The 25,734-nt window shown below is 58.8% G+C and carries 20 protein-coding genes and 2 pseudogenes; 14 read left to right on the top strand and 8 right to left on the bottom strand.

The window, feature by feature from the left end:
• Positions 1–127: 127 nt before the first annotated feature.
• Entirely contained in the window at positions 128–1,465 is a 1,338-nt protein-coding gene (locus LJX92_RS12605; protein ID WP_103735219.1) for a Wzz/FepE/Etk N-terminal domain-containing protein, read from the bottom strand.
• Positions 1,466–1,803: 338 nt separating this feature from the next.
• On the opposite strand from LJX92_RS12605, the gene LJX92_RS12600 reads away from it, so the two are divergent.
• The 6 genes and pseudogenes from LJX92_RS12600 to LJX92_RS12575 all read left to right on the top strand — a co-directional run.
• Positions 1,804–2,190, top strand: a complete 387-nt coding sequence (locus LJX92_RS12600) for a TIGR03067 domain-containing protein (protein WP_228309841.1) — start codon at positions 1,804–1,806, stop codon at positions 2,188–2,190.
• A gap of 94 nt (positions 2,191–2,284) precedes the next feature.
• Positions 2,285–2,542: pseudogene (locus LJX92_RS12595) on the top strand (IS110 family transposase); the annotation flags it as partial.
• 211 nt (positions 2,543–2,753) lie between these two features.
• Positions 2,754–3,176, top strand: coding sequence for a YqaA family protein (locus tag LJX92_RS12590; RefSeq protein WP_148854357.1), 423 nt, complete (start codon positions 2,754–2,756; stop codon positions 3,174–3,176).
• Positions 3,177–3,285: 109 nt separating this feature from the next.
• On the top strand, positions 3,286–7,128 hold the full coding sequence (locus LJX92_RS12585; protein WP_228309840.1) for an Ig-like domain-containing protein: 3,843 nt from the start codon (positions 3,286–3,288) through the stop codon (positions 7,126–7,128).
• 248 nt (positions 7,129–7,376) lie between these two features.
• Positions 7,377–8,390 carry an alpha/beta fold hydrolase gene (locus LJX92_RS12580; protein WP_148854547.1) on the top strand — a complete coding sequence of 338 codons (1,014 nt, stop codon included), beginning with the start codon at positions 7,377–7,379 and terminating at the stop codon, positions 8,388–8,390.
• 16 nt (positions 8,391–8,406) lie between these two features.
• Positions 8,407–8,883, top strand: a pseudogene (locus tag LJX92_RS12575) (NAD(P)-dependent oxidoreductase); the annotation flags it as partial.
• Positions 8,884–9,072: 189 nt separating this feature from the next.
• On the opposite strand, the gene LJX92_RS12570 reads toward LJX92_RS12575, so the two are convergent.
• Complete coding sequence (locus tag LJX92_RS12570) at positions 9,073–9,885, bottom strand: class I SAM-dependent methyltransferase (protein WP_228309839.1); 813 nt, start codon at positions 9,883–9,885, stop codon at positions 9,073–9,075.
• A gap of 154 nt (positions 9,886–10,039) precedes the next feature.
• On the opposite strand from LJX92_RS12570, the gene LJX92_RS12565 reads away from it, so the two are divergent.
• Entirely contained in the window at positions 10,040–11,275 is a 1,236-nt protein-coding gene (locus LJX92_RS12565) for an MFS transporter (protein WP_228309838.1), read from the top strand.
• Between the two features lie 45 nt (positions 11,276–11,320).
• Here LJX92_RS12565 and LJX92_RS12560 read toward each other — a convergent pair whose 3' ends face one another.
• Positions 11,321–13,030 carry a polyurethanase gene (locus LJX92_RS12560; protein WP_228309837.1) on the bottom strand — a complete coding sequence of 570 codons (1,710 nt, stop codon included), beginning with the start codon at positions 13,028–13,030 and terminating at the stop codon, positions 11,321–11,323.
• Positions 13,031–13,371: 341 nt separating this feature from the next.
• Between LJX92_RS12560 and LJX92_RS12555 the strand changes: the two genes are divergently transcribed.
• Both LJX92_RS12555 and LJX92_RS12550 read left to right on the top strand, forming a co-directional pair.
• Entirely contained in the window at positions 13,372–14,958 is a 1,587-nt protein-coding gene (locus LJX92_RS12555) for an ABC-F family ATPase (protein ID WP_003191057.1), read from the top strand.
• A 116-nt stretch (positions 14,959–15,074) separates the two neighbouring features.
• Positions 15,075–16,247: an MFS transporter gene (locus tag LJX92_RS12550; RefSeq protein WP_228309836.1), complete on the top strand. Its 1,173-nt coding sequence runs from the start codon at positions 15,075–15,077 to the stop codon at positions 16,245–16,247.
• Here the strand turns inward: LJX92_RS12550 and LJX92_RS12545 are convergent.
• Both LJX92_RS12545 and LJX92_RS12540 read right to left on the bottom strand, forming a co-directional pair.
• Positions 16,241–17,278 carry an alpha/beta hydrolase family protein gene (locus LJX92_RS12545; protein WP_032875656.1) on the bottom strand — a complete coding sequence of 346 codons (1,038 nt, stop codon included), beginning with the start codon at positions 17,276–17,278 and terminating at the stop codon, positions 16,241–16,243. The two genes, LJX92_RS12550 and LJX92_RS12545, sit on opposite strands and share 7 nt — an antisense overlap.
• Positions 17,279–17,479: 201 nt before the next feature.
• Positions 17,480–18,091, bottom strand: a complete 612-nt coding sequence (locus LJX92_RS12540) for an FMN-dependent NADH-azoreductase (RefSeq protein ID WP_005788514.1) — start codon at positions 18,089–18,091, stop codon at positions 17,480–17,482.
• 125 nt (positions 18,092–18,216) lie between these two features.
• Here LJX92_RS12540 and LJX92_RS12535 point away from each other — a divergent pair, with 125 nt between their 5' ends.
• Together LJX92_RS12535 and LJX92_RS12530 are read left to right on the top strand one after the other, a co-directional pair.
• Entirely contained in the window at positions 18,217–19,125 is a 909-nt protein-coding gene (locus tag LJX92_RS12535) for a LysR substrate-binding domain-containing protein (protein WP_032875659.1), read from the top strand.
• A complete protein-coding gene (locus LJX92_RS12530; protein ID WP_228309835.1) occupies positions 19,122–19,478 on the top strand; it encodes an MmcQ/YjbR family DNA-binding protein in 357 nt (118 codons plus the stop codon). The genes LJX92_RS12535 and LJX92_RS12530 overlap by 4 nt, the downstream gene beginning before the upstream one ends.
• Here the strand turns inward: LJX92_RS12530 and LJX92_RS12525 are convergent.
• Positions 19,467–19,850 (bottom strand): DUF1294 domain-containing protein, encoded by a 384-nt coding sequence (locus tag LJX92_RS12525; protein WP_228309834.1) that lies wholly within the window; start codon positions 19,848–19,850, stop codon positions 19,467–19,469. The two genes, LJX92_RS12530 and LJX92_RS12525, sit on opposite strands and share 12 nt — an antisense overlap.
• Positions 19,847–20,677 (bottom strand): undecaprenyl-diphosphate phosphatase, encoded by an 831-nt coding sequence (locus tag LJX92_RS12520; RefSeq protein WP_005788518.1) that lies wholly within the window; start codon positions 20,675–20,677, stop codon positions 19,847–19,849. Before LJX92_RS12520 ends, LJX92_RS12525 begins: the two co-directional genes overlap by 4 nt.
• A 227-nt stretch (positions 20,678–20,904) precedes the next feature.
• Here LJX92_RS12520 and LJX92_RS12515 point away from each other — a divergent pair, with 227 nt between their 5' ends.
• From LJX92_RS12515 to LJX92_RS12505, 3 genes are all read left to right on the top strand, one after another.
• Positions 20,905–22,539, top strand: a complete 1,635-nt coding sequence (locus tag LJX92_RS12515) for a methyl-accepting chemotaxis protein (protein ID WP_032875667.1) — start codon at positions 20,905–20,907, stop codon at positions 22,537–22,539.
• A gap of 243 nt (positions 22,540–22,782) precedes the next feature.
• On the top strand, positions 22,783–23,346 hold the full coding sequence (gene pnuC, locus LJX92_RS12510) for a nicotinamide riboside transporter PnuC (RefSeq protein WP_005788520.1): 564 nt from the start codon (positions 22,783–22,785) through the stop codon (positions 23,344–23,346).
• The gene (locus tag LJX92_RS12505) at positions 23,343–23,867 is read left to right on the top strand and encodes an AAA family ATPase (RefSeq protein ID WP_228309905.1); all 525 of its coding nucleotides are present in this window, start codon (positions 23,343–23,345) and stop codon (positions 23,865–23,867) included. The genes pnuC and LJX92_RS12505 overlap by 4 nt, the downstream gene beginning before the upstream one ends.
• Positions 23,868–23,987: 120 nt before the next feature.
• Here the strand turns inward: LJX92_RS12505 and ggt are convergent, their stop codons facing one another.
• Positions 23,988–25,712, bottom strand: a complete 1,725-nt coding sequence (ggt, locus tag LJX92_RS12500) for a gamma-glutamyltransferase (RefSeq protein WP_228309833.1) — start codon at positions 25,710–25,712, stop codon at positions 23,988–23,990.
• Positions 25,713–25,734: the final 22 nt, after the last annotated feature.

The following is a 25,734-nucleotide window of genomic DNA, read 5'->3' as shown; positions in this document are numbered from 1 at the left end:
TGGCCGTTATTTAGCCATACTTTGTAACCAAAGGTTAACTAAGAATTGTGAAAAGCTGTCTACTGAGTGTGCTGGGGAAGGGAACAGGCGGGCGTTCCCGCCCACCTGCTTAAAGGTTTTGCTGAAATTATTGCGGGGTGTCCTTAATCTCGCGGCGGGGCAAACTGCCGTCTCCCAACGCCGTAAAGGGTACGGCCTGGCTGCGGCTGCGGATGAAGTAGCGAATCAGCGCGATCATGAGTCCCACCAACAGGCCGCCCACCAGACTCAAAGCAATGATCAGCGATTTTTTCGGTTTGATCGGCGCCAGAGGCTCTTGGGCGCGGCGGTCGACCGTTACCAGCTTGAGGTTGCTCATGTCGATGTTCAAGCCACGCAGCCTGGCAACTTCAGCACGAAGCGGCTCGACGTCCTGCAGGAATATGTCCTCATTGCCGCGCTTGCGCAGCACCTCGACTTCGCGGTTGCTTTCGAGCAGTTGCAAATCCTTGCCGATCTCGGCAATTCGCGGGTTGGTGAAGTCATCGCTGGTGCGCTGTTGCAGCGCAGCGCGTTCGGCTTCCAGAGCCTCGGTGCCCATGAAGTACAGCGGGATCTTCTGATTGTTCACCTCTGTGCGCATGACCTGGCTCGACCCACTGCGCGTGGAGTCCGCCATGGAAGATGGTGTCGTCGGGGTGCGGATGCCCATGGACTTGGCAATGGCGATGGCTTCCGCCAGCTCGGCCAGGCGATTGGTACGCTCCATCTTCATCTGCAAGCGCAGCGCGCTGAGCTCATCCTGCAACTGGGCACGCTTGAGTCGGTCAGCCTCGAGCAACTTGGCGATCTTGGATTCCTTTTCCGTATCGTAGTTGTCACGGGCGGCGTCGATCTTGCCTTTGAGTTCGCTCAAGCGGTTATTGACGATCACCTTGAGGTCGGCGCCAACCTGCTGACGCTCGGCGGCGATGGCGTAGTCTACAAAGCCGTTGAGGATCGCGACACCATCAACGTCTGTCGGGTATTGCAGTTCCAAGCGAATATAGCTGCTCAGCGAGTCTGATTTCTTCGGATCCGGCAAGATCAGGTTGACAGAGTTTCGATTGAACGCCTCAAAGCTTTGCTCAAGGCTCTGCCCCGGCTTCTTGAACGCCTTGAACAATTCCTCGTGTTCCTTGAAAAATCCCAAGCGCGCCTCGTAAGAGTCTAACTGTGCTCCCACTTTCATCAGGGCGTCAGCGGGAGGCAACTTATAGACTTCCGAACGGTTCAACGCATCCAGTTCATTGATTGCCGCAGGCCGCAGCACACTGCTGACTTCATAAGTCTTGGGTGCCAGGAACGCGTACCCTGCCCCTAATACGCCCACCAGAAGCGTACATCCGACTACCAGCTTTTTTTGTCGCCAGATGGCGTGAAACAATTCAAACAAGTCAATTTCATCAGACGCTACGGAGGGCGGGAGCGGGGAAGTGCGATTCAAAATAAGAACACCTTAAAATAATACTAAAAGGCCATCATTCTCAGAAACCTAAATGGCTTCAAAAATCAGGGACAACGCCCTGGATACGCCGGACCGGTGGCGATGTGACCACTTAGCCAGCCGAAATATCCCACATTTCCAAGGATTATTTCGGTTTTATATCGAGGAGTAGTACAAATGGCGCAGCATTGTCGGACTTGCGCGCTTGCAAGCATAGTCAATAGAACATCAAAATGCTGTCAAATAGCTGTCTTCTAAAGAAAAAACTTATCCGCCTACGTCGTGGTTGCGTACCTGATGCAACGGGGCGCTTCCCTGATCAGCAATAAGGAATTTGCATGCTGTCTGTTTCAACTCTCGATTTACGCGGCTTACAAGGCACCTGGGAGCAGACTGCCCTTGAAGACAGTGGCATCCTCAACCCCGCCGACGCCCACAGTGCGCCAGGGGCTATTACCACCATCACGGGCGATTGCTTCGAAGTGACCACCGTCAATGGTGATCAACTGCTGGCGGGCCGTTTTTTCCTGGATGCCAGTACCACGCCCAAAAGCATTACCTGGATTGACGCTATCGGCGATGACGCGGGCAAGCAGCTTCCCGCCAGTTACCGGCTCGACGGCGATGATTTCGTATTTATCGCAGCGGATGAAGGCATTCCCAGGCCCACCGTATTCAGCACCGGCCCTGGGCAAACCATGCGCACCTTCGTGCGGCGCTCATGAGTTACCTCTGTAATTAGATGGACTCGCCCAAGCCGAGGCGTCTATGCGCCACGGTGGCATTCTTATAGAAGCCAACGACAGCGAGGGCGAGCCCATGAAAAAGCATACGACGATCAATCAGTCTTTGTCAGCCGATGTATCTACTTGCGTAAACGTCGCGGTAGACCTTGCCAAAAAGGTCTTCCAGGTGGCCGGTGAGAATGCGCTCGGCCAGGTGATATTCGAGGATCGGATTAAGTCACGAGAGGCCTTTCAAACCTTTCTTCTTAAGCTTCCAGCAAGCGTGACGGTGCTGGTGGAAACCGGGCCAGGTGCTCAGGCATGGGCGCGATTACTGCAAGCACAGGGCAATTTCGGCAAGATGAGCAAGAAGGGTGATGCGTATTTGCGCAGCCTTTTGTAATGGGCAGATCGCGAGCTGATCCAATGTTGGCCAGAAGCTGTTTGGAGCTTCCTCGGATAGGCCTGATACATAGATGCAACCGGGTACCAATGTTTGAAAAGCGGGTTGAAAGTGGGGGCGAGTCCATACATACATAGCCGACTACCCGGCCCACTGACCGGTGCTGACGGGTTACCTGGGGCTGTTCGTCGCGGCGTTTGGCGCCGCAACGTTATTGCCCCTGCAATCTGAAGCCGTGCTGGTCGGCCTGCTGATCAGCGGGCATTACAACCTGTGGCTGCTGCTGGGTATCGCCACGTTGGGCAACGTGCTGGGGTCGGTGGTCAATTGGCTGCTGGGGCGTTCGGTAGAGCGCTTCAAGGAACGGCGCTGGTTTCCGGTGAGTGCCAAGCAGCTGGATAGAGCCCGCGGGCATTACCTGCGTTGGGGGCATTGGACGCTGTTGCTCAGTTGGGTACCTATCATCGGCGACCCGCTGACCTTGGTGGCCGGGGTGATGCGAGAGCCGTTGTGGCGTTTTTTGCTGCTGGTAACCCTGGCCAAGGGCGTGCGTTATAGCGCGCTGACACTCATTATTCAGTAGCTGACCGCTCGTCGCCACTGTCATTTCTCACAGCTAGACGGTGACCACTCTCTCATATTTGCTGACCCTGTTTGGCACGTTTCTCAAATCAGCCTGAAGGGTCACCACCATGTCCGATAAACGCACAGACAGTCCACCCATCCTGCACCCACCACGCATCGCAGACCTGGAGCCGCCGCCCTACAACGACAACACTGTACGTCCCCTTCCCGAACTTCTGGCTGATGTAGGGGTTGGCATACGCAGCCTCGAAAACCGTTTGCTGATTACCTTCGAGAGCTGGACCACGAAGAACGTCGGCGATTCTTACGAATGGTATATGGGAGATCGGCGTTTTCCGGTCGCCTGGGGGGAAATTGTTGCTGGCGAGGAAACGCAAAGACGCTACCAACTCTCGGTACTACGCGAGCATGTACCGCTAGGTATTGTGCACCCCTGCTATGGCCTGGTCAGGCGTAACGGGTCTGGCACTGAAAGTACATCGGAGGAAGAAACCTGGTTCCTGAAAGATACCCGGCCAGGGGGCGTGGATCAGGACCCGGGACTCCCCTACCATTCGGCGCTGGTCCTTCACCTGCCAGAGGACTTGAGTGGCTCAGATGCCGTACTCGACCCCGAGCGCGCACGTGATGGTGTGCTCATTACCATTGATCACTACCCAGATGCATTTGTAGGGGACACCATCGAGTTGTATTGGAACGGTCGTTTGGTAGAGCTGCAGTTGGACGCGGATCAGGCCGAGGGACTGACGCCTATCGAGGTGTTCGTCCCGTGGGAGGTCATCGAATTGGGCGGTAGCGGTCTGTTGACTATCCGGTTCCGGATCTACGACTTGGTGCTGAACTTCTCAGGGGAAGTGCAGCAGTGGTCTCAGGTCGTAAACCTGAACAGTAACCTGGATCCAGACGCACTCATGCGCCCCCACTTTTTGGTGGATGGAACAGACAATAATAACGTCGATTTCGACCAGTACGCAGAGAGTCACTTCGAACTCGAAGTGGTTGCGCCCACACGGCTCCCGAATGGCTCCCCAACGCCAGCAGGCACTCAGATCGTAGCTACCATCGTGGGTACACGCGAAGATAAAACGAAAGTCACCATCCCATTGCCAGCGTTTGCTGCCCGGCCCGGGCGTTCGGCATATACCACCGTCGAGAACAGCATCCTCGAAGACCTGATCAACGGCTCGATGCAAATCTCCTATACGCTGCAATTCCCGCTAGGCACTGAGATTGGCTATTCCCAAAGTCTGTCTGTCACAGTTTTTGGTACTGTTTCCAACATGCCTGCAGTTGAAATCGAGGAAAACGAAGGCGGCTTGATCGATCCGACCGTCCCCTACCTCAAAGTCAACTTCCCGGCCTTCGTGCCATACAGTCCGAACTATCCCGTCACCTTGCGCTTTGAGGCGCACCGACCCGGCGGCGGCCTAGTGTTTTATGAACAAACCCAGCAGGCCGGCGACCCACCACCACCCACACGCTTTCGGATTGTGACGCCGGCAAATTTCGCACAGTTCGTCGGGCTCGGGCCGATCGACGTCTTTTATCGCGTCAATGACGGTGTGAACACGATACAGGAAGCCGATGTGCTGACGGTGCGCGAATCCGAGCACCTGATAGTAGAAATAGGCGAACGTCGCGCCGACCTGCCTGCGCCGCACATTGAGGGAGTAGATGAAAATGGCAACCTCGATCCGGCCGATGTGATCTTCCAGGTCAATGTCACTCTCCCCTATACCTTCCAACGAGGTGACACCGTCGTGTGGCGCTGGGTAGGCTCTGGGGTGGGTGGCAACACAGGCGACACGATTAACGTCGTGGTAGGAGGAGAGATTTCGTTTCCGGTAGATCGAAATTATGTCGACGTGAATAACAACGGCTCCATTCGCTTGAGCTATTCCCTCATACGCGGCAACACAACACTGCGCTCTGAGACGCTTGACGTGACGGTCGGTAAAGCAATAGGTGAGCTGTTGAGGCCGGAAGTGCTTGAAGCCTCACGAGACCCAGACCTACTAAGGCCGGAGTCCGCAACGACCGGAGCAACGATTGAAGTATCGTTTCTGAACATGTCACCCAGCGACCGGATCCTGGCAGTGTTCAGCGGCGTACCGGGCATTGGCACTTATGAAGAAACCAAGAATGGCAACACCTCAAGAACAGTGCACTTTGACGTACCGAGCGAAGTAGTAGGCGCCAACATTCTTTCCGAAGGCCGCCAGATTCCCGTGCAGTACTTTGTGCTGCGCGGCACGCGGAGAATACCGTCGCCCATACTGGATCTGCTGTTACTGCCCCTGACCACGCTACCGATCCCCACCATCGAAGGGCATGATAACCCGGTATTGGTAATTTCCCAGCTTACTGGCCGGGAGCGCACCCTGATCAATATCTGGCCGTTCATTCACCGGTTTCAGCGGATGTGGATGCGATATGAAGGTATCTACGACGATGGCGCGGATTACATTGAGGATACCTACAGCGAGAACCTGGTAACGCCTGAGGGCGAGAGTCAGGGCATCATGCCACCGACGCCGCCGGATCTGCGCAGACTCAAGGATGGAATGCCGCTGTTCATCGATTTCTGGGCCAGTTTCGATCGTAGCACCAACAAAGCCAATGCAGTGCACTTCCGTCGGCGCACGTACACCATTCAGGCATTATCAGGAGATCTTCCCCACCCGTTTATCAATGGCACCACCGATACAGGGCCGAATGTGACAGTGGACCCGCTGCCCATTCAACACAATACGACGGCAACGGTTCGCTATGACGGTATGAGTAGCCAAGACTTCATCACGCTTGACTGGTTTTTTGCCGACGGCACCTCTTATTCAACCAGCCAGAATGGGCTGGATGGAGGCACGGTAGTGTTCAACCTGACCTCGGCCAAGGTCTTGCACCATAGTGTGAACAGTACCGTGTGCTTGAAGTATTCGGTGGTGAGCAGGGGCGTGGCTGCCCCACGCCCGTCGCAGGTGCAGACGGTGAAAGTCAATACGATTCCGGCCACGGACTTACCGCAGCCACTCATCAACAGTATTATTGATGGAGGCACGCTGAACCTGGGTAGTTTTACCGGCGACGCCAAGGCATCAGTGGATAAGTGGCCTTTGAGCGACAAAGACCAACTAGGGTGGATGATACTCAGCAGCGACGGTATAGAAGATCTACTGGTGATGGAGGGCGAACTGATCAGCGCCACGGAGGCCGCCAATGGTTTGAGAGATAAAGCTGTGCTGCGTAGTTGGTTGGACAGGGTGGCAAATAATAGCCAGGTAACGTTGAGTTTTTACGTGGCCTATAATGGTATCGACGATCAGAGCCGGGCAGTTGAGTTCCCCAGTACGCAATACACTATCAGTCGCAGCACTCCGTTATACGTCACGCCGACTTATATCCAGCTCTCCGGATTTACATTCATGCTGGGAGATTACCCCAGCCTCCTCCCCGCCAACACCCCTGGCAATACGACGCAACTGAGCGTGGGCGGCGGTACCGGCCCTTATACTTACTCATCCGATAAAAGCTATATCGCTTCTGTCAGTACAACTGGAGCGGTTTCCTCACGGGGCAATGGTCAAACAACCATCCGAATCACGGACTCTTCGAGTCCGCCACAGACCGTAACCGTCGGAGTGTACGTTACCAACGTGATCTGGGTTTACAACAACGGTGTAGGCGCGCACGAAGAAGTGTATGAAAGGGCGATAGAGCGGGACATGACCCTACCCACCCTTAATGAACAGAAGCTTATGCAACAGCAGTACGCCGGTCGTTGGCCGATGCCAAATAATTACTATTGGTCGCGCACCCATTACAAAACTGAGTTTGGGATTTACTATTATTGGACCACTAACTTGGCGTCAGGAGTAACGGCATGGTTCGCCACCGTCAACAGCAACCGTTTTAACTCGATAGCGGTCAATAGTAATAAAATAGAAAACTAGCCGCACACCCGCTTGAACGGGGGCAGTTCTATTTAACCGTAGACTGTCCCTTTTTTCAGGGTGAATGGCAGCACTCAGCAAATACTAACAACGCTTCAAAGAGGTCGCGGAAATATATCTAAAGCCAATGGAAAAACCGAAGGTAGTCGCCCTGACATATCGCCTGAAAAGGGCTTTCCAGAACAAATGTTAATTCTCACTTAATCCCATCCAAACAGCATCCGAATACCCTACTCGGAGCTCCGTCCATGCCCCTGGCCCGCATTATCTGCATTGCCGCCCTGCTCACAGCCAACACCGCCCCTGTGCTCGCTGCCACTGAAGGGCCCAGCTACGGCCCTGAACTCCAGGGTTTTCAATACCCCCATCCCGTTGAACATTTCACCTTCCAGTCCCAAGGCAAATCCCTGCAAATGGGCTACATGGACGTGCCTGCCAAAGGCAAAGCCAACGGCCGCAGCGTGGTGCTGATGCACGGCAAGAACTTTTGCGGTGCCACCTGGGAAGGTTCGATCAAGGCCTTGAGCGACGCCGGTTACCGCGTGATCGCGCCGGACCAGGTGGGCTTCTGCACCTCCAGCAAGCCCGATCACTACCAGTACAGCTTCCAGCAATTGGCGGCCAACACCCACCAACTGCTGGAAAAACTCGGCATCCAGAAGGCCACGGTGATCGGCCATTCCACCGGCGGGATGCTTGCCACCCGCTATGCCTTGATGTACCCCGAGCAAACCGAACAACTTGGGCTGGTGAACCCTATCGGCCTGGAAGACTGGAAAGCCCTCGGTGTGCCCTACCAGAGCGTCGACCAGTGGTACCAGCGCGAGCTGAAAATGAGTGCCGACGGGGTGCGCAAATATGAACGCGACACCTATTATGGCGGGCGCTGGAAGCCGGAATACGAACGCTGGGTGGATATGCTCGCCGGCCTGAACAAAGGCCCGGGGCATACCCAAGTCGCGTGGAACTCGGCATTGATTTACGACATGATCTTCACCCAGCCGGTGTACTACGAATTCAAGGACCTTAAGGTGCCCACCTTGCTGCTGATCGGCACCAGCGACACCACAGCCATCGGCAAAGATGTGGCGCCGCCGGCAGTCAAGGCCAGGATTGGCAATTACCAGGTGCTGGGCAAGCAGGTGGCCAAGCTGATTCCCCACGCCACACTGGTGGAATTCCCCGGCCTGGGCCACGCGCCACAGATGGAAGAACCGGAGCAGTTTCATAAAGCGCTGTTGCAGGGTATGAATGCCCTTTGATTTCGAGGCCCATGGCATGTCGATACAGATCGCAGTGATAGATGACTGGCAGAACGTCGCCAGTGACGTGGTGGATTGGTCGGCGCTGGACGGCGTGGGCCAGGTACATTTTCTCCACGACTACCCCGCAGATACGGCGACAATGGTTGAACGCTTGAAGGGCTTCGAGGTGATTTGCGTCATGCGCGAACGGTCCACCTTCGACGAGGCCCTGCTGCGAGAGTTGCCCAAGCTCAAACTGCTGGTCACCGGCGGTATGCGCAATGCTGCCATCGATATTGCCGCCGCCAAGGCCCTGGGTATTCAGGTGTGCGGCACCGACAGCTATAAACACGCGGCGCCGGAACTGACCTGGGCGCTGATCATGGCCTCTGCGCGCAATCTGCTGGCCGAAGCCAACTCGCTGCGCGCAGGCGGATGGCAGGTGGGCCTGGGCGGTGACCTGCATGGCAAGACCCTGGGCGTGCTCGGCCTGGGCAGTATCGGCCAGAAAGAGTCCATACATAGGAGCGAGCTTGCTCGCTCCTACACTGATCGGCATTAGACGTGATTATCCGATTTGATCACGGCATTTTCACAAGGCCTTCACTTTTCGACCTATAAGGTCAGGCCTACCTACTCCAGTGAATCACTTGGCCCGCCCTCTCCTCGCGGGCCTTTTTTTTGCGTGCGCAAACCTTTATCAGCCATCACGCCTGATCGCTGTCATGGTAAAGCACAGGGGCAGTTGCGCGGCCTGATGCTCATATTGATCGTAGAGTTCTTCCCGGTTGGAATGCGGGTATTCCTGCAAATGAGCGATCTGCAACTGCGCTGCGATAGCCGCGCTGACCACACTGCCCAGGGTATGTACATACCAATAGGAGGTCGGCCCGGGCCGCTCGTCCTTCCCTTCATAGACAATTGCCTCCTGCAGCACAAAGGGTTCACGCTGGAAGTAAGAACTGGCAGGCAGCATCGGGTTGGCCCCACAGGGGTCAAACACCTCAAGAAAGGGATGGGTTTCGTACATGACCAACGTACCGCCGGGCTTCAGCACACTGGCAACCTGGCGCATGAACAACGCCACATCCGGCATCCAACCCAGCACGCCAATGGTCACCAGGGCAATATCGAACCGTGCCTGCAAACGCTCCGGCAAATGGTGGATATCGGTCTCAATGAAATCAGGGCTGTGTGGCGAGACCTCGGCCAATTCCCGCGCCTGTTCAAGAAACGCCCGGGATTGATCAACCCCCACCACCGAACGGGCCCCCAAGCCATACAACGAAAGGCTTTCGCGTCCGTTGTTGCAGCACAATTGCACCACGTCCTTGCCCACCACACCTATCTCATGCAGCAACGCGGTGATAGTGGGGTCAAGGCAGGAAAAGTCAGGTTCGGCCACCGAGGCCAGTAGCTCCCTCCAGGTCGCCGTGTCTTTGTGCAACCGGGCCGATTCGTCCCAAGCGTTTTTATTGCTGGCAATCGCCTCTTGCGCTGAGGGCATGTCCATTGCGTCTCCAGAAAGTCAATACAGCGGGCTTAGGAACATAAGCCAAATATCTGCCAGATAAAACCCGCAGTCTCAGCGAAACTTATGGCCAAGCCTACCGGTCATTAAGCCATCGCGTGTTCAGCCCTTGAACGCCGCTCTTGAAGTTCGCCCCGTGGCCCATCATTCAGATCTGCGTACCGCCCTTTCCCTGGACAGCCTGAACTTCTTCCTCGCGGATGTTCGCGACGGTCTCGGGCCGTACCTGGCGATCTACCTGCTGGCGGTCCATAAATGGGACCCGGCCAGTATCGGCGTAGTCATGACCCTGGCCGGTATCGCCGCCTTGATCACCCAGGGCCCGGCGGGTGCGCTGATCGACCGAACCCGCAGCAAGCGTGCAGTCATCGCGATTGCCGCGCTGCTGGTCACCGGCAGTTGCCTGATACTGCCCTTCGTCAGTTCATTTGGCTGGGTGGCGCTGACCCAAGCCGCCAGCGCCGTTGCCGCATCGGTATTCGCCCCGGCCATTTCTGCCATCTCCCTTGGTATTACCGGCCCCCGTGCTTTCACTCGGCGTACCGGGCGCAACGAAACCTTCAACCACGCCGGCAACGCTGTGGCCGCACTGCTGGCCGGGGGCCTGGCGTATCTGTATGGGCCGGTGGTGGTGTTTTACCTGATGGCGTTTATGGCGGTCGCCAGTGTCATTGCGGTCAGTTGTGTTTCTGGCAAGGCGATTGATCATGACGTGGCCCGTGGCTTCGATCCCGCCCATCACAGTGACCATGAGCAGCCATCGGGCCTGACAGTCTTGCTGGCCAACCGCCCGTTGCTGCTGTTCGCCGTGTGCTGCGCGCTGTTTCACCTGGCCAATGCCGCGATGCTGCCACTGGTCAGCCAGAAACTGGCGCAGATCAACCTGCAGATGGCCACGCCCCTGACCTCAGCCTGCATTGTCGCTGCACAGTTGGTCATGGTCCCGATCGCCTGGCTGGTCGGGCTCAAGGCTGATATCTGGGGGCGCAAGCCGCTGTTGCTGGCCGGCTTTCTGATACTGCCGCTGCGTGGCGTGCTGTATACCCTGTCCAGCGATCCGTATTGGCTGGTGGCGGTGCAGACGCTTGACGGTATCGGCGCGGGGATTTTCGGCGCGTTGTTCCCGGTGATCGTCAAGGACCTGACCCAAGGCACCGGGCGTTTCAATGTCAGTCTAGGCGCCCTTTCCACTGTGTTCGGCCTCGGCGCGGCGCTAAGCAGCAGCCTGGCCGGCTTCGTGGTGCAACAGGCCGGCTATAACGCAGCCTTTCTGACCTTGGCGGGCGTGGCGGGCGTGGCGTTGCTGCTGTTGTGGCTGGCGATGCCGGAAACCCTGGCAAAACCCAGCCTGCAGGTGCCGGTAATGGGCTGAAGCAGAGCCCCCCCTGTCATCCAAGGTGCTCTGCCCCGCCCGCGTTCAGGAAATAAAGATGCCTGCGCCATTCAACTGAGTCATGTTCACGCCCATTAACATCACCGAGTTGTCACCAAAGGCCAGCACGGTGTTGTCCTCGAATGTCGAGGCATAAGAGCGGTAATCGTAATCCTGACCCAGGCCAGCCATACCCATGAACACCAATTTATCGCTGGCCTGGTAACCCTGGATCCGGTCGTTGCCGAAGATGCCGTCGAACAGGAAGGTATTACTGCCACCGCCTGCAACCATCAGGTCATTGCCGGTGCCGCCGACAAATACGTCATTACCCGGGCCTCCGATCAGGTGATCGTCGCCACCCAAGCCGAACAGCCAATCACCCGTGGCATGAGCGGTGAGGACATTGTCATGCGCATCGCCGTTGGTAGAGGCCGCGTAGTGCGTAAGGTCGTTACCGGCCAGCAGGCCATCGCCGGTCACCTTATAGGTGATGTCATTGGAGCCCCAAGGGATTGAAGTCCAGGGTATATAGGCCTTCTCTTTGCTGACCAATGCGCCGATATCCCGGGTCATACTGATACCGCCATAGGCGTCGTTGATATACAACGTGCCATCGCCGTCATTGGCAAAGCTGAAGGCGCCCAGTGGCTTTTGCAGTTCGAAGACGTTACTGCCCTGCCCCCCCAGCAGGATGTTGTAGCCGCCGTCATCGCGGAAACGATCATCACCTGCGCCACCTTCCAGGAAGTCATTGCCCGCTCCGCCCTTGAGCAGGTCGTTGCCCTCGGTACCGAAGATGAAGGTATTGCCGGTGTGTTTTTCGGCGTAGCGGTTCAGGTCTTGCACCCAGGTGGTTTCACGCGTGGCCTCGCTGAGGCTGGAGAGTACGATAGTCGAGTCTTTGCTGGTCAGGTCGTAGAAATCCGAGGACGCGATACGCTTCATGCCTTGGATGTAACCGTCCAGGAAGTGAGCCTTGCCGACTCCCCAGTTGAGGGCATTGGGTAAATGCGCCCAGGCTGAGGCGTAGTTATCGGTAAAGCTGACCAGGTTATTGGCCGCCGAATCCCAAACGCTATCGTTACCCCAGCGCAGTGCCGATGTATTGATGCCTTCGCCATCAATGGCCTTGAACACCAGGTCATTCTCATAGCCGATATTCAAGATCCGAGTGTCACCCGAACATTGTGTGGGTGAGGCAAAGGTGACGTAGTTGGCATCCTCGAAGAAACCGCCCCAATGATCATGGCTCAAGGTCGCCAAGCTGTTGGCTCCGAGTGCGCCGAGGCTATGGCCGGTGACCAGGATATCCTTGCCGGTCAAGCCCTGGCTCCTGGCGTAGCTGGCGACGTTCTCCAATAAGCCACTGAACGCGAACTGAGCATAATTGGCGGCGTATCCGGGAACGGCGGCAGCAGCCAGATCGCTGGCGACGTCGCCCAATCCATCCCAGGACAAGCCAAAGGACGTCCCACGAAAGGCAACCCCCATGGCGATCAGCTTACCCACGCCATCGTACTGTCCCACAATCTTGACGTTGGCGGAGGGAGCCAATACCGTCTCGCCCCAAAAGGTGCCGTACTCGTCGACTTTCTGCGTCACCCCCAGTGCTTGCGCACCGATAGGCGCCCAGCCGCCAGCGGTCAGCGGTTGGCCGCTGGCGTCATAAGCGTAATCGGACAAGGCCAAAGCGTCGTTCAGCAGCGCCTTGGCCTTCTGGCCCGTCATGCTCTTGTAATCGAAAACCCCCATACCCATTGCCCCTTTTCAGATGACTTTTGATGTGGCCTCAGTGCCCATGGCCGGGACAGATTGGTGATGGACGGGAAAGGACTGTCAATCGTTACCTAAAAAATGAATACCTGCCCGCCGGCCCGAGCTTTGGTTTCAGCGCTTCGAATCACGCAAGGCGCGGAACATCGTCGTCGACTGCCATACAACTGTCGCCTCACATATGCGACAATGCGCGCCAAATTCCAACACACATCCCAAATTTTCCGCTCAGCGACCGGGTTTCGCGCCTTGATGTCGCTGTTGACGCATGCCTGAAGGCACCTGCCGTCACGCTCGCAACCCATTGATAGGTAAAGTAATTGATCTCCACAGCTAACATCACCATGCAGTTCGGCGCCAAGCCGCTCTTCGAGAACGTCTCGGTCAAGTTCGGCGCCGGCAACCGCTATGGTTTGATCGGGGCCAACGGTTGCGGCAAGTCGACCTTCATGAAAATCCTCGGTGGCGACCTCGACCCGTCCGGCGGCCAGGTCATGCTGGAGCCGAATGTGCGCCTGGGTAAACTGCGCCAGGACCAGTTCGCCTACGAAGAATTCACCGTGCTCGACACCGTGATCATGGGCCACGAAGAGCTGTGGAAGGTCAAGGCCGAGCGCGACCGTATCTACTCGCTGCCGGAAATGAGCGAAGAAGACGGCATGGCCGTGGCCGAGCTGGAAACCGAGTTCGCCGAAATGGACGGCTACACCGCCGAATCCCGCGCCGGTGAGTTGTTGCTGGGCCTGGGGATTCCCCTGGAGCAGCATTTCGGCCCGATGAGCGAAGTGTCCCCAGGCTGGAAACTGCGTGTATTGCTGGCTCAGGCGCTGTTCTCGGACCCTGAAGTGCTGTTGCTCGACGAACCGACCAACCACCTGGACATCAATACCATCCGCTGGCTAGAAAACATCCTCACCCAGCGCTCCAGCCTGATGATCATCATCTCTCACGACCGTCACTTCCTGAACAGCGTGTGCACCCACATGGCTGACCTGGACTACGGCGAGCTGCGCCTGTTCCCGGGCAACTACGACGAGTACATGACCGTGGCGACCCAGTCCCGCGAGCAGTTGCTGTCGGACAACGCCAAGAAGAAAGCGCAGATCTCCGAACTGCAATCCTTCGTCAGCCGCTTCTCGGCCAACGCCTCCAAAGCCAAGCAGGCCACGTCCCGTGCCAAGGCGATCGACAAGATCCAACTGGCCGAAGTCAAGCCGTCGAGTCGTGTGAGCCCGTTCATCCGTTTCGAGCAGAACAAAAAGCTGCACCGCCAGGCGGTCATGGTCGAAAAGATGGCCAAAGGCTTTGACGGCAAGCCGCTGTTCAAGGACTTCAGCTTCCAGGTTGAAGCTGGCGAGCGCGTGGCAATCATCGGCCCGAACGGTATCGGCAAGACCACCCTGCTGCGCACCCTGGTCAACGAACTGACCCCGGATGCCGGCAGCATCAAGTGGACCGACGCCGCCGAACTGGGCTACTACGCCCAGGACCACGCCCACGACTTCGAAGACGACGTGAGCCTGTTCGACTGGATGGGCCAGTGGACCCAAGGCGAACAAATGATCCGTGGCACCCTGGGCCGCATGTTGTTCTCCAACGACGAAATCCAGAAGTCGGTCAAAGTGATCTCCGGTGGTGAGCAAGGCCGCATGTTGTTCGGCAAGCTGATCCTGCAAAAGCCGAACGTGCTGATCATGGACGAACCGACCAACCACTTGGACATGGAATCCATCGAGGCGCTGAACCTGGCACTGGAAAACTACCCGGGCACGCTGATCTTCGTCAGCCACGACCGCGAGTTCGTATCGTCCCTGGCGACCCGCATCATCGAGTTGAGCCCAAGCGGCGTGATCGACTTCAGCGGTACCTATGACGACTACCTGCGTAGCCAGGGTGTGGTGTTCTAAGAACGCCCTCAGCTTCCAGGGCAGTCAGATCCAAATGTGGGAGGGAGCTAGCCCCCTCCCACATTGGTTAGAGCAGTGGCATCATGGCCGTACCGCCCGCCAGCGATCGAGTACCCATGCCTGCCGCCCCCTCCTCCCTGTCGATCACCCTGCAGATCGTCTCCATCGTGTTCTACACCTTCATAGCCTTTATCTGCATCGGCCTGCCGATTGCGGTGATTCCAGGCTATGTGCACGAACAACTGGGTTTCAGCGCAGTTGTCGCCGGGGTCACCATCGGTTCGCAATACCTGGCCACGTTGCTCAGCCGCCCGATGGCCGGACGGATGTCGGATAACGTCGGCACCAAGCGTGCGATCGTGCTGGGCCTGGCCGGCATCCTGATCAGCGGCGTGCTGACCTTTATCGCCACCCTGGTGGACAGCCTGCCAGCCTTGAGCCTGGGCATTCTGATCGTCGGTCGCCTGTTGCTGGGCGTGGCCCAGGGCCTGATTGGCGTGGGCACCATCAGTTGGTGCATGGGCGCGGTGGGGACTGAACACACGGCCCGCTCGATCTCCTGGAATGGCATTGCCTCCTACGGCGCCATTGCCGTTGGTGCGCCGGTCGGCGTGGTGATGGTGGCGGAATATGGCTATACCAGCCTGGGGGTTGCCCTGTCGGTGTTGGCGGGGCTGGGGCTGGTGCTGATCCGCAATAAACCGTCGGTGCCGGTGGTGCGCGGTGAGCGGCTGCCGTTCTGGGCAGTGTTCGGGCGAATCGCACCGTTCGGCACCAGCCTGTGCCTGGCGTCGATTGGCTACGGCACGCTGACGACCTTCATCACCCTGTATTACCTCAATCGTGGCTGGAGCGGCGCGGCGTATTGCCTGACGGTATTTGGCGTGTGCTTTATTCTGTCGCGCCTGATGTTCATTTCTGCCATCAGCCGATTTGGCGGATTTACCGCCGCCATCGCCTGCATGAGCATCGAAATCCTGGGCCTGACGCTGCTGTGGCTGGCGCCGTCCACCGGCGTTGCTTTGATCGGTGCCGGGTTGACCGGCTTTGGCCTGTCGCTGGTGTACCCGGCGCTGGGGGTGGAAGCCATCAAGCAAGTGCCGGACAGCAGCCGAGGTGCGGGGCTGAGTGCCTATGCGGTGTTTTTCGACCTGGCGCTGGCGATTGCCGGGCCGTTGATGGGCGCCGTGGCGTTGAACCTCGGCTACGGCTGGATCTTCTTCTGTGCCGCGTTGCTGTCGGTCAGCGCACTCGCCCTGACCGTACTGCTCAGGCGCCGCGCCTACTGATCAGCGGTCTGCAGGCCGGCACGCGTCGCCTCACCGAGGGTTCGGCTGAAAAAGCGCCCGGCCTCGGAGACCATATCGCGGTGAATACCTTCGCGGTCGACGCCATCGGCATCGGTGCAGATGCCTGGCATTGTCGCCAGTTGATCGCTGTCGCATGGCGCCATGAATACAAAGTGCCCTGCCCCGGCTAACAGCTTGAAGTCCGGTGGCTCTGGGAGCTTACGCGCCAGGGCGGCAGCGTTTTTGTCCACCGCCACCAACTGGTCGCCGTCGCCACTGTAGAGCAACACCGGCACGTGCACATCAGCCAGGGTGTGACGGCCAAACATCAGGCTCAGTGGCGCCATCAGCATCAAGGCATGGATGCGTGGGTCGGCCTGGGGCTGCAAGTCGTCGCGGTCGACCACCAACTCGCCCTTCGTGGTGCAGGCATCACGGTCCTCGGGGCGTTGTTGGCAGTAACGGCGCAGGCGCTCGAAATCCGGCTTGGCGCCCGCCAGGATCAGCGCGGTTTCGCCACCGGCGGAATAGCCGATCACGCCAATCTGATCGACATCCACAAAGGGCGACAGCATGGGATCAGCCAGGGTCGCGGTGATCGCCTGGGAGATCTGGATCGGCCGGCCATATAGATTACTCACAGTGCCCAGGCGGCTGTGGTCCTTATAGTTGTCGCCGGGATGCAGGACCGCCACCACCACAAATCCCTTGCGCGCCAGTGACGTGGCCAGATCATGCAAGGCCAGGGGCGTGCCGGTATTGCCGTGGGACAACATCAGCATGGGAAAACGGCCGATGGCAACCTTGGCGTCTTCACTGGCCGCGACCTGATAGGCGCCCAGCGGCGTGGTGCGTTCGGTGTCAGTGGAAGGGTAAAACGCAATGGCCTTCATCGGCTGCGAATCCAGCGGGTCGAGCACGCTCATGCGATGAAACCCCACACTCCAATGCGGGTGCGGTGCCGGTGCAGCGTGCACTGAAAGCAGGCCGCTAAGCAGCGAAAGAACCAGAACAGCACTAAGACGCATCATGGGGATGTCCACCTTTGCTGCGTAAGAACCGGCATGTCGAATAAAAGTCCAGGTATCGGATCCCTATCTGCATAACCTCTGCATAACCTGGGCCACAAACGAAAAAACTCCGTACTCCGCTCGCGTTCAGGCGATCAGAATACAGAGTTTAGGCGCCCGGCTTCAGAATGAAACCGGGCAACGGCTTAATTTACACAAGCCTTACGCGGCGGCGAACAACTGCTGGTTGATCCGCACGTTGGCGTCGTTCAATGCTTTGCTGCGCGCTTCATCACCGTAGGCCAGCCCTTCAGCGCGGACGATTTCAATATTGGTGATGCCGAGAAAACCGAACAGCAGTTTCAAGTAGCCTTCATGGGCAGCGCCAGATGCCTGATCCGCGTGCAAGCCACCGGCCGTGGACACGATAATCACCTTCTTGTTACCGCACAGGCCTTCAGGGCCGGCTTCGGTGTAGCGGAAGGTCTGGCCGGCAACCGCGATGCGATCAATCCAGGCTTTCAACTGGGTAGGAATAGTGAAGTTGTACATCGGCGCGCCTACCACTATGGCATCGGCGGCGAGGAATTCAGCCAGCGATGATGCACTCAGTTCGGCCTCGTGCTTTTGCGCGGCATCGCGCAGTTCGGCCGCAGTGCCCAGTGCACCCAGGGTAGCGCCGGAGAAGTGGTTGATGCCTTCGCTGGCCAGGTCACGGTAAGTCACTTGCACACCCGGTTCAGCCGCTTGCCATGCCTTGACCACACCGGCACTGAGTTGGCGGGAAGCCGAGTTGTCGCCGAGGATGCTGGAATCGATATGCAATAGTTTCATGGTGGATCTCCGAGGTGGGATCGACAGTGGCGATCAGATGGTGGTGATGCTACGCATGAAACCAATAGTCGATAAGCCATCTGAAATGCGATAGTTTGTCCTACTGACAGGACAATAGGCCGACCATGCAAGACCTCAACGATCTCTACTATTTCGCCAAAGTCGTCGAAGCCGGCGGTTTCGCCGCGGCGGGCCGGCTGCTGGGGATTCCCAAGTCCAGGCTGTCACGGCGCATTGCCGAGCTTGAAGAGCGCCTGGGAGCGCGCCTGCTGCAACGCACTACCCGACAACTGACCCTGACTGCCGTGGGCGAGCGTTACTTGCGCCATTGCCAGGCGATGTTGCTGGAAGCGGAGATGGCCGATGAGGCCGTGGCGAGCATGTCCAGCGAGCCGCGTGGACGCCTGCGGGTCACGTGCCCGGTGGGTCTGGCCCAGCAGATCCTGCCGGAATTGGTGGCAGGCTTTCTGGCCGCGCACCCGTTGGTGCAACTGGACATGACCCTGGTCAATCGCCGCGTCGATCTGGTCGCCGAAGGCATTGATGTTGCCCTGCGTGTGCGCGAACTGGGTGATGAAGACCCGCTGCTGGTGACCAAGCGCCTGCGCCAGGCCCAGACAGTGCTGGTCGCCAGCCCGGCATTGATGCGCGAGCGGCAGGTCCTCGCCCTTGAAGACCTCAAGCAACTGCCCATACTCGGCGCACTGGAAGCCGACCGCATGGTGCACCAGCGGATTATCGACCCCCAGGGCAACCTTCACGATCTGGTGATGGAGGCCCGCCTGGGCATCGATGACTTCATCGTGCGCAAGGCCAGCGCCATCATGGGCCTGGGCTTTACGGTGCTGCCGATGATGTATTGCGAAGAGGAACTGGCCAGCGGCCGCCTGGTGCAATTGCTGCCGCAATGGTCATTGCCGGGCGGCTGGTTGCAAGCCGTATACCCGCATCGGCGCGGCGTGCTGCCGGCGATCCGCGCGTGGATCGACTATTTGGAAGAAGGCTTCAAAGGCTGTGGAGATCGATTGTTATGAGCATGACTGAAGCACAAGTGGCCGCGTTCTGCCTGACCCTGCCCGGTGCGCGGGAAGATTATAAGTGGGGCGGTGTGCGGGTGTTCTCGATTGCCGGCAACAAGATGTTCGCCCAGCAGAACCTGCGCGGCGAGTCGCTGGCGTTCAAGGTCGACAAGGAACTGTTCCTGGGCCACGTCGACCGCCCCGGCATCCACCCCGCACCGTATCTGGCGCGGGCGCAGTGGATCATCATGAATACGCCCTACCCGCTGGGCGCCGATGAGCTGCGTGGCTTGTTGCAGCGCTCCCACCAACTGGTGGTGAGCAAACTGCCCAAGCGCACGCAGGTCGGTTTGTTGCTAGAGGATTGAAAGCAGCGTACCGCCCAGGAACAGCTGGTCCAGCCAAAACACCTGATGCAGCAGCACGATCACCCAGAACAGCACCTGGTAAGACACCTTGCGCGTCTTGTGCCTGAACACCTGCTGGGCAATCAGCGCACCCGGCCAACCGCCTGCCAGCTCGACAGCGTGCAGAATGTTTTCCGGGGTGCGCCGGCCCTCGGTCTGCGCCTTGCGCTTGTCGCTCCAGTACAGGAAGAACGCCACCACACTGACCACGCCATACGCCGCCAGCGGGATCACCGTCTCGCCGCGATACCACAGCACCGCTGAACCCAACAGTGGCGCGGCGCATAACAACACAAAGATCAGCGCCTTCAGGCGTGGATGCTGGATGCTCATGGCTTGACCGCAGTCCAGTCGATCCAGCCGAATTGCCAGGTCGCCAGGATGACCAGGCCGAAGGCAATCCGGTACCAGGCAAAGACCGCGTAGCTGTGGCTGGCGATGAACTTGAGCAAGCCCTTGACCGCGATCATGGCGAAAATGAACGAGGTGACAAAACCTATGGCGAATACCGGGAAGTCCGCCGGCTGGAACAGGTCGCGGTACTTGTAGCCCGAGTACACCGCCGCCCCGACCATGGTCGGCATGGCCAGGAAGAACGAAAACTCGGTGGCCGTCTTGCGCGACAGGCCGAACAACAGGCCGCCGATAATCGTCGCACCGGAGCGCGAAGTGCCCGGAATCATTGCCAGGCACTGGGCCAGGCCGACCTTGAGGGCGTCTTTCCAGGTAATGTCATCCACCGTTTCAGCGCGCACCGCATGTTGGCGCTGTTCGGCCCACAACATGATCACCCCACCGACCACCAGGGCACTGGCTACGGTGATCGGGTTGAACAGGTAATGCTTGATCAGGTCGGCAAAAATCACCCCCAATACCACCGCCGGCAATACGGCGATGATCAGGTTGACGGTGAAACGCCGGGCCTTGGGCTGGGTCGGCAGGCCGATGACCACATCGAGGATCTTGCGGCGAAACTCCCAGACCACCGCCAGGATCGCGCCCAGCTGGATAATGATATTGAAAGCTTCGAAACGCTCGCCGCCGAAATTGATCAGGTCGGCGACGATGATCTGGTGCCCGGTGCTGGAGATCGGCAGGAACTCCGTCAGCCCCTCGACGATGCCGAGAATCAATGCCTGTATGGCGGTCCAAAAATCCATGCTCTCTCCAAAGGTCATGCGCGTGGCATGCCTCTTAGTCTTTTTTAAAGTTCACTGACGACGAGCGCACTCAGGCGCCCGCAGTTGATTCTCAACGCCGGTCTGCAAAAATTCCGTGAAAAATCAGGCAGTACTCAGGTTTTTCGATTCCGGGCCGAAAGCCTATCAGACACGCCGGAAATCTCGAAGCAGCACCACAATTATAAAGAGCATGGAGTGACAGGACGATGAACAGTTTGCGCAGCATGTCGATCAGCCGCCGCCTTTGGCTGATCCTGATAGTCGCCGTGTTGATGCTGCTGGCCTTGGGGCTGCTGATGCTGAACCAGATCCACGGCGACCTCTACCAGGCCAAGCGCCAGCAGACCCAGCACGTGGTGCAGACCGCCAGTGGCGTACTCGGGTATTACCAGAACCTGGAAAAAACCGGGGTACTGACCCGCGACGCCGCGCAGCAGCAAGCCCTGAGCGCGGTGCGTGGCCTGCGCTACGACCACGATGACTACTTCTGGATCAACGACCTCACCCCCGTGATGATCATGCACGCGGCCAACCCCAAGCTCGATGGCCAGAACCTCTCGGCGATTCGTGACCCGGATGGTTTCGCCGTGTTCAATGAGTTCGTGATTCTGGCCAAGGCCAAGGGCGCCGGGATCGTCAACTATCGCTGGCCGAAACCGGGCGCCGACGCACCGGTGGAGAAAACCTCCTATATCCAGCTGTTCGAACCCTGGGGCTGGATTATCGGCTCCGGCGTGTACGTGGATGATGTGCAGGCCGAGTTCAAGACCCAGGTATGGAAAGCCTCGGCAATCGGCCTGGGCATTGCGCTGATGATGGCCGTGCTGGTGGTGCTGATCGCCCGCAGTATCGTGCAGCCATTGCAGGCGGCGGTGAATGCCATGGGCAATATTGCCAGCGGTGAAAGCGACCTGACCCGCAGTCTCGACACCCATGGCAGCGACGAGCTTACCCAGCTGGCCCGCCACTTCAATGGCTTCACCGCCAAGTTGCGCCAGGTGGTCGGCCAATTGCAGGTATGCGCGAACGCTTTGGGCCAGTCATCCACCGAGTTGGGCCACAACGCCAGCCAGGCCCACGACCGCAGCCAGCAGCAGTCGCAGCAGATGGAACTGGTGGCCACCGCCATCAACGAAGTCACTTACGGCGTGCAGGACGTGGCCAAGAATGCCGAGCACGCGGCCAGCGAAATGCGCGATGCCCAGGCCCAGGCGCAACAGGGCCAAGTGAATATTGACGGCAGCTTGCAGCAGATCGATCAGCTCTCCAGCACCATCAGCCAGGCTGTGGAGGTGATCCGCACGCTCTCCAGCGAAAGCACGCAGATCGGCGGAGTACTGGAAGTGATCCGCTCCATTGCCGATCAGACCAACTTGCTCGCCCTCAACGCCGCCATCGAAGCTGCCCGCGCCGGGGAGCAAGGCCGTGGCTTTGCGGTGGTCGCCGATGAAGTGCGCTTGCTGGCCCAGCGCACGCAAAAATCCACCGCCGAAATCCAGGTGATGATCGAGCGCCTGCAAGGCCACTCGGAAGCGGCGGTCAAGGTCATCAGTGACAGCCACAGCGCCTCGCAACTGACCATCGAACAGGCCGGCCAGGCCGGAGCCAGCCTCACCGCCATCGGCCAGGCACTGCACAACCTCAACGGGTTGAATGCTTCGATTGCCAGCGCCACCCTGCAACAAGCCCATGTGGTGGAAGACATCAACCAGAACGTCACCCAGGCGGCCGGGCTGTCCCACAGCACGGCGCTGGCGGCGGAACAATCCAGCGTGGCGAGTGCGCAGTTGCGGGGCTTGAGTGAACAGCTTGATGGGCTGTTGCGTCAGTTCCGAATCTAGCGCCGGGTAAATTGTGGGAGGGGGCTTGCTTAGCCTTATGTAGGAGCGAGCTTGCTCGCGAAAAACCCAGAGGCGCCGCGTTTACTCAGGAAACACGCGTTACCGTTGACGTTTTTCGCGAGCAAGCTCGCTCCTACACGGGGCATGGTGGCGAGCCCCCTCCCACATTTGTATTGCTGTGTTTTGAGGATCGGTGAGCTCTGGGTACAATCACCGCCCTCTCCCACTTCCCAAGGATCCGCCATGTCCGGGCTTGAACTGTTCGCCGCCGCCCTGGGGGTGATCGCTGTCTGGCTGACGGTCAAACAAAACCCTTGGTGCTGGCCCATCGGCCTGGTGATGGTGCTGCTCTACACCTGGGTGTTTTTCGAGGTCAAGCTTTACTCCGACATGCTGCTGCAAGTGGTCTACGCCGCGTTGCAGGTGTATGGCTGGTGGCAATGGACCCGTGCCGGCGAAGTCAAACAGGGCCGTCAGGTCACCAGCCTGCGGGCACCTGCGATCATGGTCAGCCTGGCCGTGGGCGCCGTCGGCAGCCTGTTGCTCGGCGCCGCCATGGCTCACTGGACCGACGCCGCCCAGCCCTGGCTCGACGCCGCCCTCACCGGTTTCAGCCTGGTGGCGCAGATGTGGATGGCGCAAAAACGCGTGCAGTGCTGGGCGCTGTGGATTGTCGTTGACGTGATTTTTGTCGGGCTGTTCCTCTACAAAGGCCTCTACCTCACAGCCGCGCTCTATGCACTGTTTACCGTGATTGCCGTACAAGGCTGGCGCGAATGGCGCGCCGACCCGGCGTTGCACTCATGAAGGTGGTGGTACTGGCAGGCCCGGAATCCAGCGGCAAAAGCTGGTTGGCGGCGCAACTGCACGCGCACTTCGGCGGGTTGATGGTGGGTGAATACGTGCGGCATTTCATCGATCACCATCAGCGTGACACGACCCTGGCGGATATCCCCGCCATCGCCCATGGCCAATTAGCCTGGGAAGACAGCGCCCGCGCCCGGCGCCCTGCGCTGTTGATCCTCGACACCCACCTGCTGACCAACAGGCTATGGAGCCAGACCCTGTTTGGCGATTACCCCGGTTGGCTTGATGACGAACTGCTGGCCCGGCAGTACGACCTGCACCTGCTGCTCTCCCCCGAGGACGTGGAATGGAGCGCCGATGGCCAGCGCTGCCAGCCCGAACTGGCCGATCGCCGGGCGTTTTTCCAGGCCAGCCTGGAGTGGATGCAAGAGCATCAACAGCCGGTGGTGGTGATTCGCGGGGATTGGGAGCAGCGTCGCCAAGCGGCATTTTCCGCAGTAGAACAGTTGCTTAAGCGCTGACACACTTCCCCTGTGGGAGCGGGCTTGCCCGCGAATGCTATGTATCAGCTAGCACATGCATAGACTGACCCACCGCTTTCGCGGGCAAGCCCGCTCCCACATTTTTTACCGTACCAGGCTTTAGTAACCCAACGACAAGCCCGTGTTGCGCCGCGGATCGTTCGCCCCATAGAAACGATTGTTACCCACTGGCTTGCCACCCAGGGAAGGCGCGCCTACCAGGATCGCCGCCAAGTGGTTGGCATCTTGCGGGCCTGCAAACTTATGGCCCCAGCTTTCGAGGATCTTCTGGGTATCCGGGCTGACCGCAAAGGTCTCAAGGTTAGTGGTCTCGGGCATCCATTGCTGATGGAAGCGTGGTGCGTCGACCGCTTCCTGGATATTCATCTTGTAGTCGATCACATTCAGGATGGTCAGCAAGGTGGCGGTGATGATGCGGCTGCCACCTGGCGTGCCGACCACCATGACCGCCTTGCCGTCCTTGGTGACGATGGTCGGGCTCATCGACGACAGCGGCGCCTTGCCCGGTGCGATAGCGTTGGCTTCGCCCTGCACCAGCCCGTACATGTTCGGCACGCCGACCTTGACGGTGAAGTCGTCCATTTCATCGTTGAGGATCACCCCGGTCTTGCTCGCCATCACCCCGGCACCAAACCAATCGTTGAGGGTGTAGGTCACCGAGACCGCGTTGCCCCATTTGTCGACGATCGAATAGTGAGTGGTGTTGTTGCCTTCGTGGGGTGACACACCTGGCTTGATCGCCTGGGAATCACCGGCCTTTTGCGGCTCGATGGCAGCGCGCAACTTGGTGGCGTAGTTCTTGTCCAGCAGATGCTCGATCGGGTTCTTCACGAAATCCGGATCGCCGAGGTAGCTGTTGCGGTCCACGTAGGCATGGCGCATCGCTTCGATCTGGTAGTGCAGGCCCTGGGCCGAGTGATAACCGAGGTCGGCCATCGGGTAGCCTTCGAGGATGTTCATGATCTGGCAGATCACCACGCCGCCCGAACTGGGTGGTGGCGCCGAGACCACATGATAACCACGGTAATCGCACTCGATGGGCGCCAGTTCGCGGGTCTTGTACTTGTCGAGGTCGGCCTGGGTGATGATGCCCTTGCCGGCCTGGCTGGAATCCACCAAAGCCTTGGCCACCCAACCTTTATAGAAACCGTCGGTGCCCTTGGCGGAGATTTCCTTGAGGGTCCTGGCCAGGTCTTTTTGCACCAATTTCTGGCCCACCTGCAGCGGTTGGCCGTTGTGCAGGAAGATCCCGCGCAAATCCTGATCTTTCTCGAATTCGCCAGTGGCGGTGTGCAACAGGTCGATATCGCCCTGCTCCAGCTCAAAGCCGTTTTCCGCCAGTTTGATCGCCGGGGCAATCACTTGGGCGCGCTTGAGAGTGCCGTATTTGCTCAGGGCCAGTTCCATGCCGGAAACGGTACCCGGTATGCCGACCGCCAAATGGCCTTTGGCGCTGAGGCCCTCGACCACGTTGCCGGCCTTGTCCAGATACATGTCGGCGGTGGCCGCCAACGGGGCCTTTTCGCGGAAGTCAAGGAAGGTCTTGCGTCCGTCCGCCAGTTGCACGGTCATGAAACCGCCGCCACCGAGGTTACCCGCCGCCGGGTACACCACCGCCAGCGCGTAGCCCACGGCAACGGCTGCATCCACTGCGTTGCCGCCGGCCTTGAGCACATCCACGCCGACATGTGTGGCCAGGTGCTGGGCCGTCACCACCATGCCATTTTCACCGGCTACCGGGGCCTGGGAAGCGGCGTGAACACCGCTGACTGTCAACACGAGCGCAGTGGCGATCAAAGTGCGGTGCAAAGGTTGGTATTTCATCCATGGCTACTCTATTTATTGA

Source organism: Pseudomonas sp. HN8-3, from assembly GCF_020790195.1.
Lineage (GTDB): Bacteria > Pseudomonadota > Gammaproteobacteria > Pseudomonadales > Pseudomonadaceae > Aquipseudomonas > Aquipseudomonas synxantha_A.
Note: the sequence above shows the minus strand (reverse complement) of the source record. Positions and strands in the feature narration are given on the sequence as shown.

Excerpts from the sequence above, each read along its gene's own strand:
- LJX92_RS12600 (WP_228309841.1), top strand. The coding sequence starts at position 1,804 with ATGCTGTCTGTTTCAACTCTCGATTTACGCGGCTTACAAGGCACCTGG.
- LJX92_RS12585 (WP_228309840.1), top strand. The coding sequence starts at position 3,286 with ATGTCCGATAAACGCACAGACAGTCCACCCATCCTGCACCCACCACGC.
- LJX92_RS12580 (WP_148854547.1), top strand. The coding sequence starts at position 7,377 with ATGCCCCTGGCCCGCATTATCTGCATTGCCGCCCTGCTCACAGCCAAC.
- LJX92_RS12570 (WP_228309839.1), bottom strand. The coding sequence starts at position 9,885 with ATGGACATGCCCTCAGCGCAAGAGGCGATTGCCAGCAATAAAAACGCT.
- LJX92_RS12560 (WP_228309837.1), bottom strand. The coding sequence starts at position 13,030 with ATGGGGGTTTTCGATTACAAGAGCATGACGGGCCAGAAGGCCAAGGCG.
- LJX92_RS12550 (WP_228309836.1), top strand. The coding sequence starts at position 15,075 with ATGCCTGCCGCCCCCTCCTCCCTGTCGATCACCCTGCAGATCGTCTCC.
- LJX92_RS12545 (WP_032875656.1), bottom strand. The coding sequence starts at position 17,278 with ATGATGCGTCTTAGTGCTGTTCTGGTTCTTTCGCTGCTTAGCGGCCTG.
- LJX92_RS12540 (WP_005788514.1), bottom strand. The coding sequence starts at position 18,091 with ATGAAACTATTGCATATCGATTCCAGCATCCTCGGCGACAACTCGGCT.
- LJX92_RS12535 (WP_032875659.1), top strand. The coding sequence starts at position 18,217 with ATGCAAGACCTCAACGATCTCTACTATTTCGCCAAAGTCGTCGAAGCC.
- LJX92_RS12530 (WP_228309835.1), top strand. The coding sequence starts at position 19,122 with ATGAGCATGACTGAAGCACAAGTGGCCGCGTTCTGCCTGACCCTGCCC.
- LJX92_RS12525 (WP_228309834.1), bottom strand. The coding sequence starts at position 19,850 with ATGAGCATCCAGCATCCACGCCTGAAGGCGCTGATCTTTGTGTTGTTA.
- LJX92_RS12520 (WP_005788518.1), bottom strand. The coding sequence starts at position 20,677 with ATGGATTTTTGGACCGCCATACAGGCATTGATTCTCGGCATCGTCGAG.
- LJX92_RS12515 (WP_032875667.1), top strand. The coding sequence starts at position 20,905 with ATGAACAGTTTGCGCAGCATGTCGATCAGCCGCCGCCTTTGGCTGATC.
- pnuC (WP_005788520.1), top strand. The coding sequence starts at position 22,783 with ATGTCCGGGCTTGAACTGTTCGCCGCCGCCCTGGGGGTGATCGCTGTC.
- LJX92_RS12505 (WP_228309905.1), top strand. The coding sequence starts at position 23,343 with ATGAAGGTGGTGGTACTGGCAGGCCCGGAATCCAGCGGCAAAAGCTGG.
- ggt (WP_228309833.1), bottom strand. The coding sequence starts at position 25,712 with ATGAAATACCAACCTTTGCACCGCACTTTGATCGCCACTGCGCTCGTG.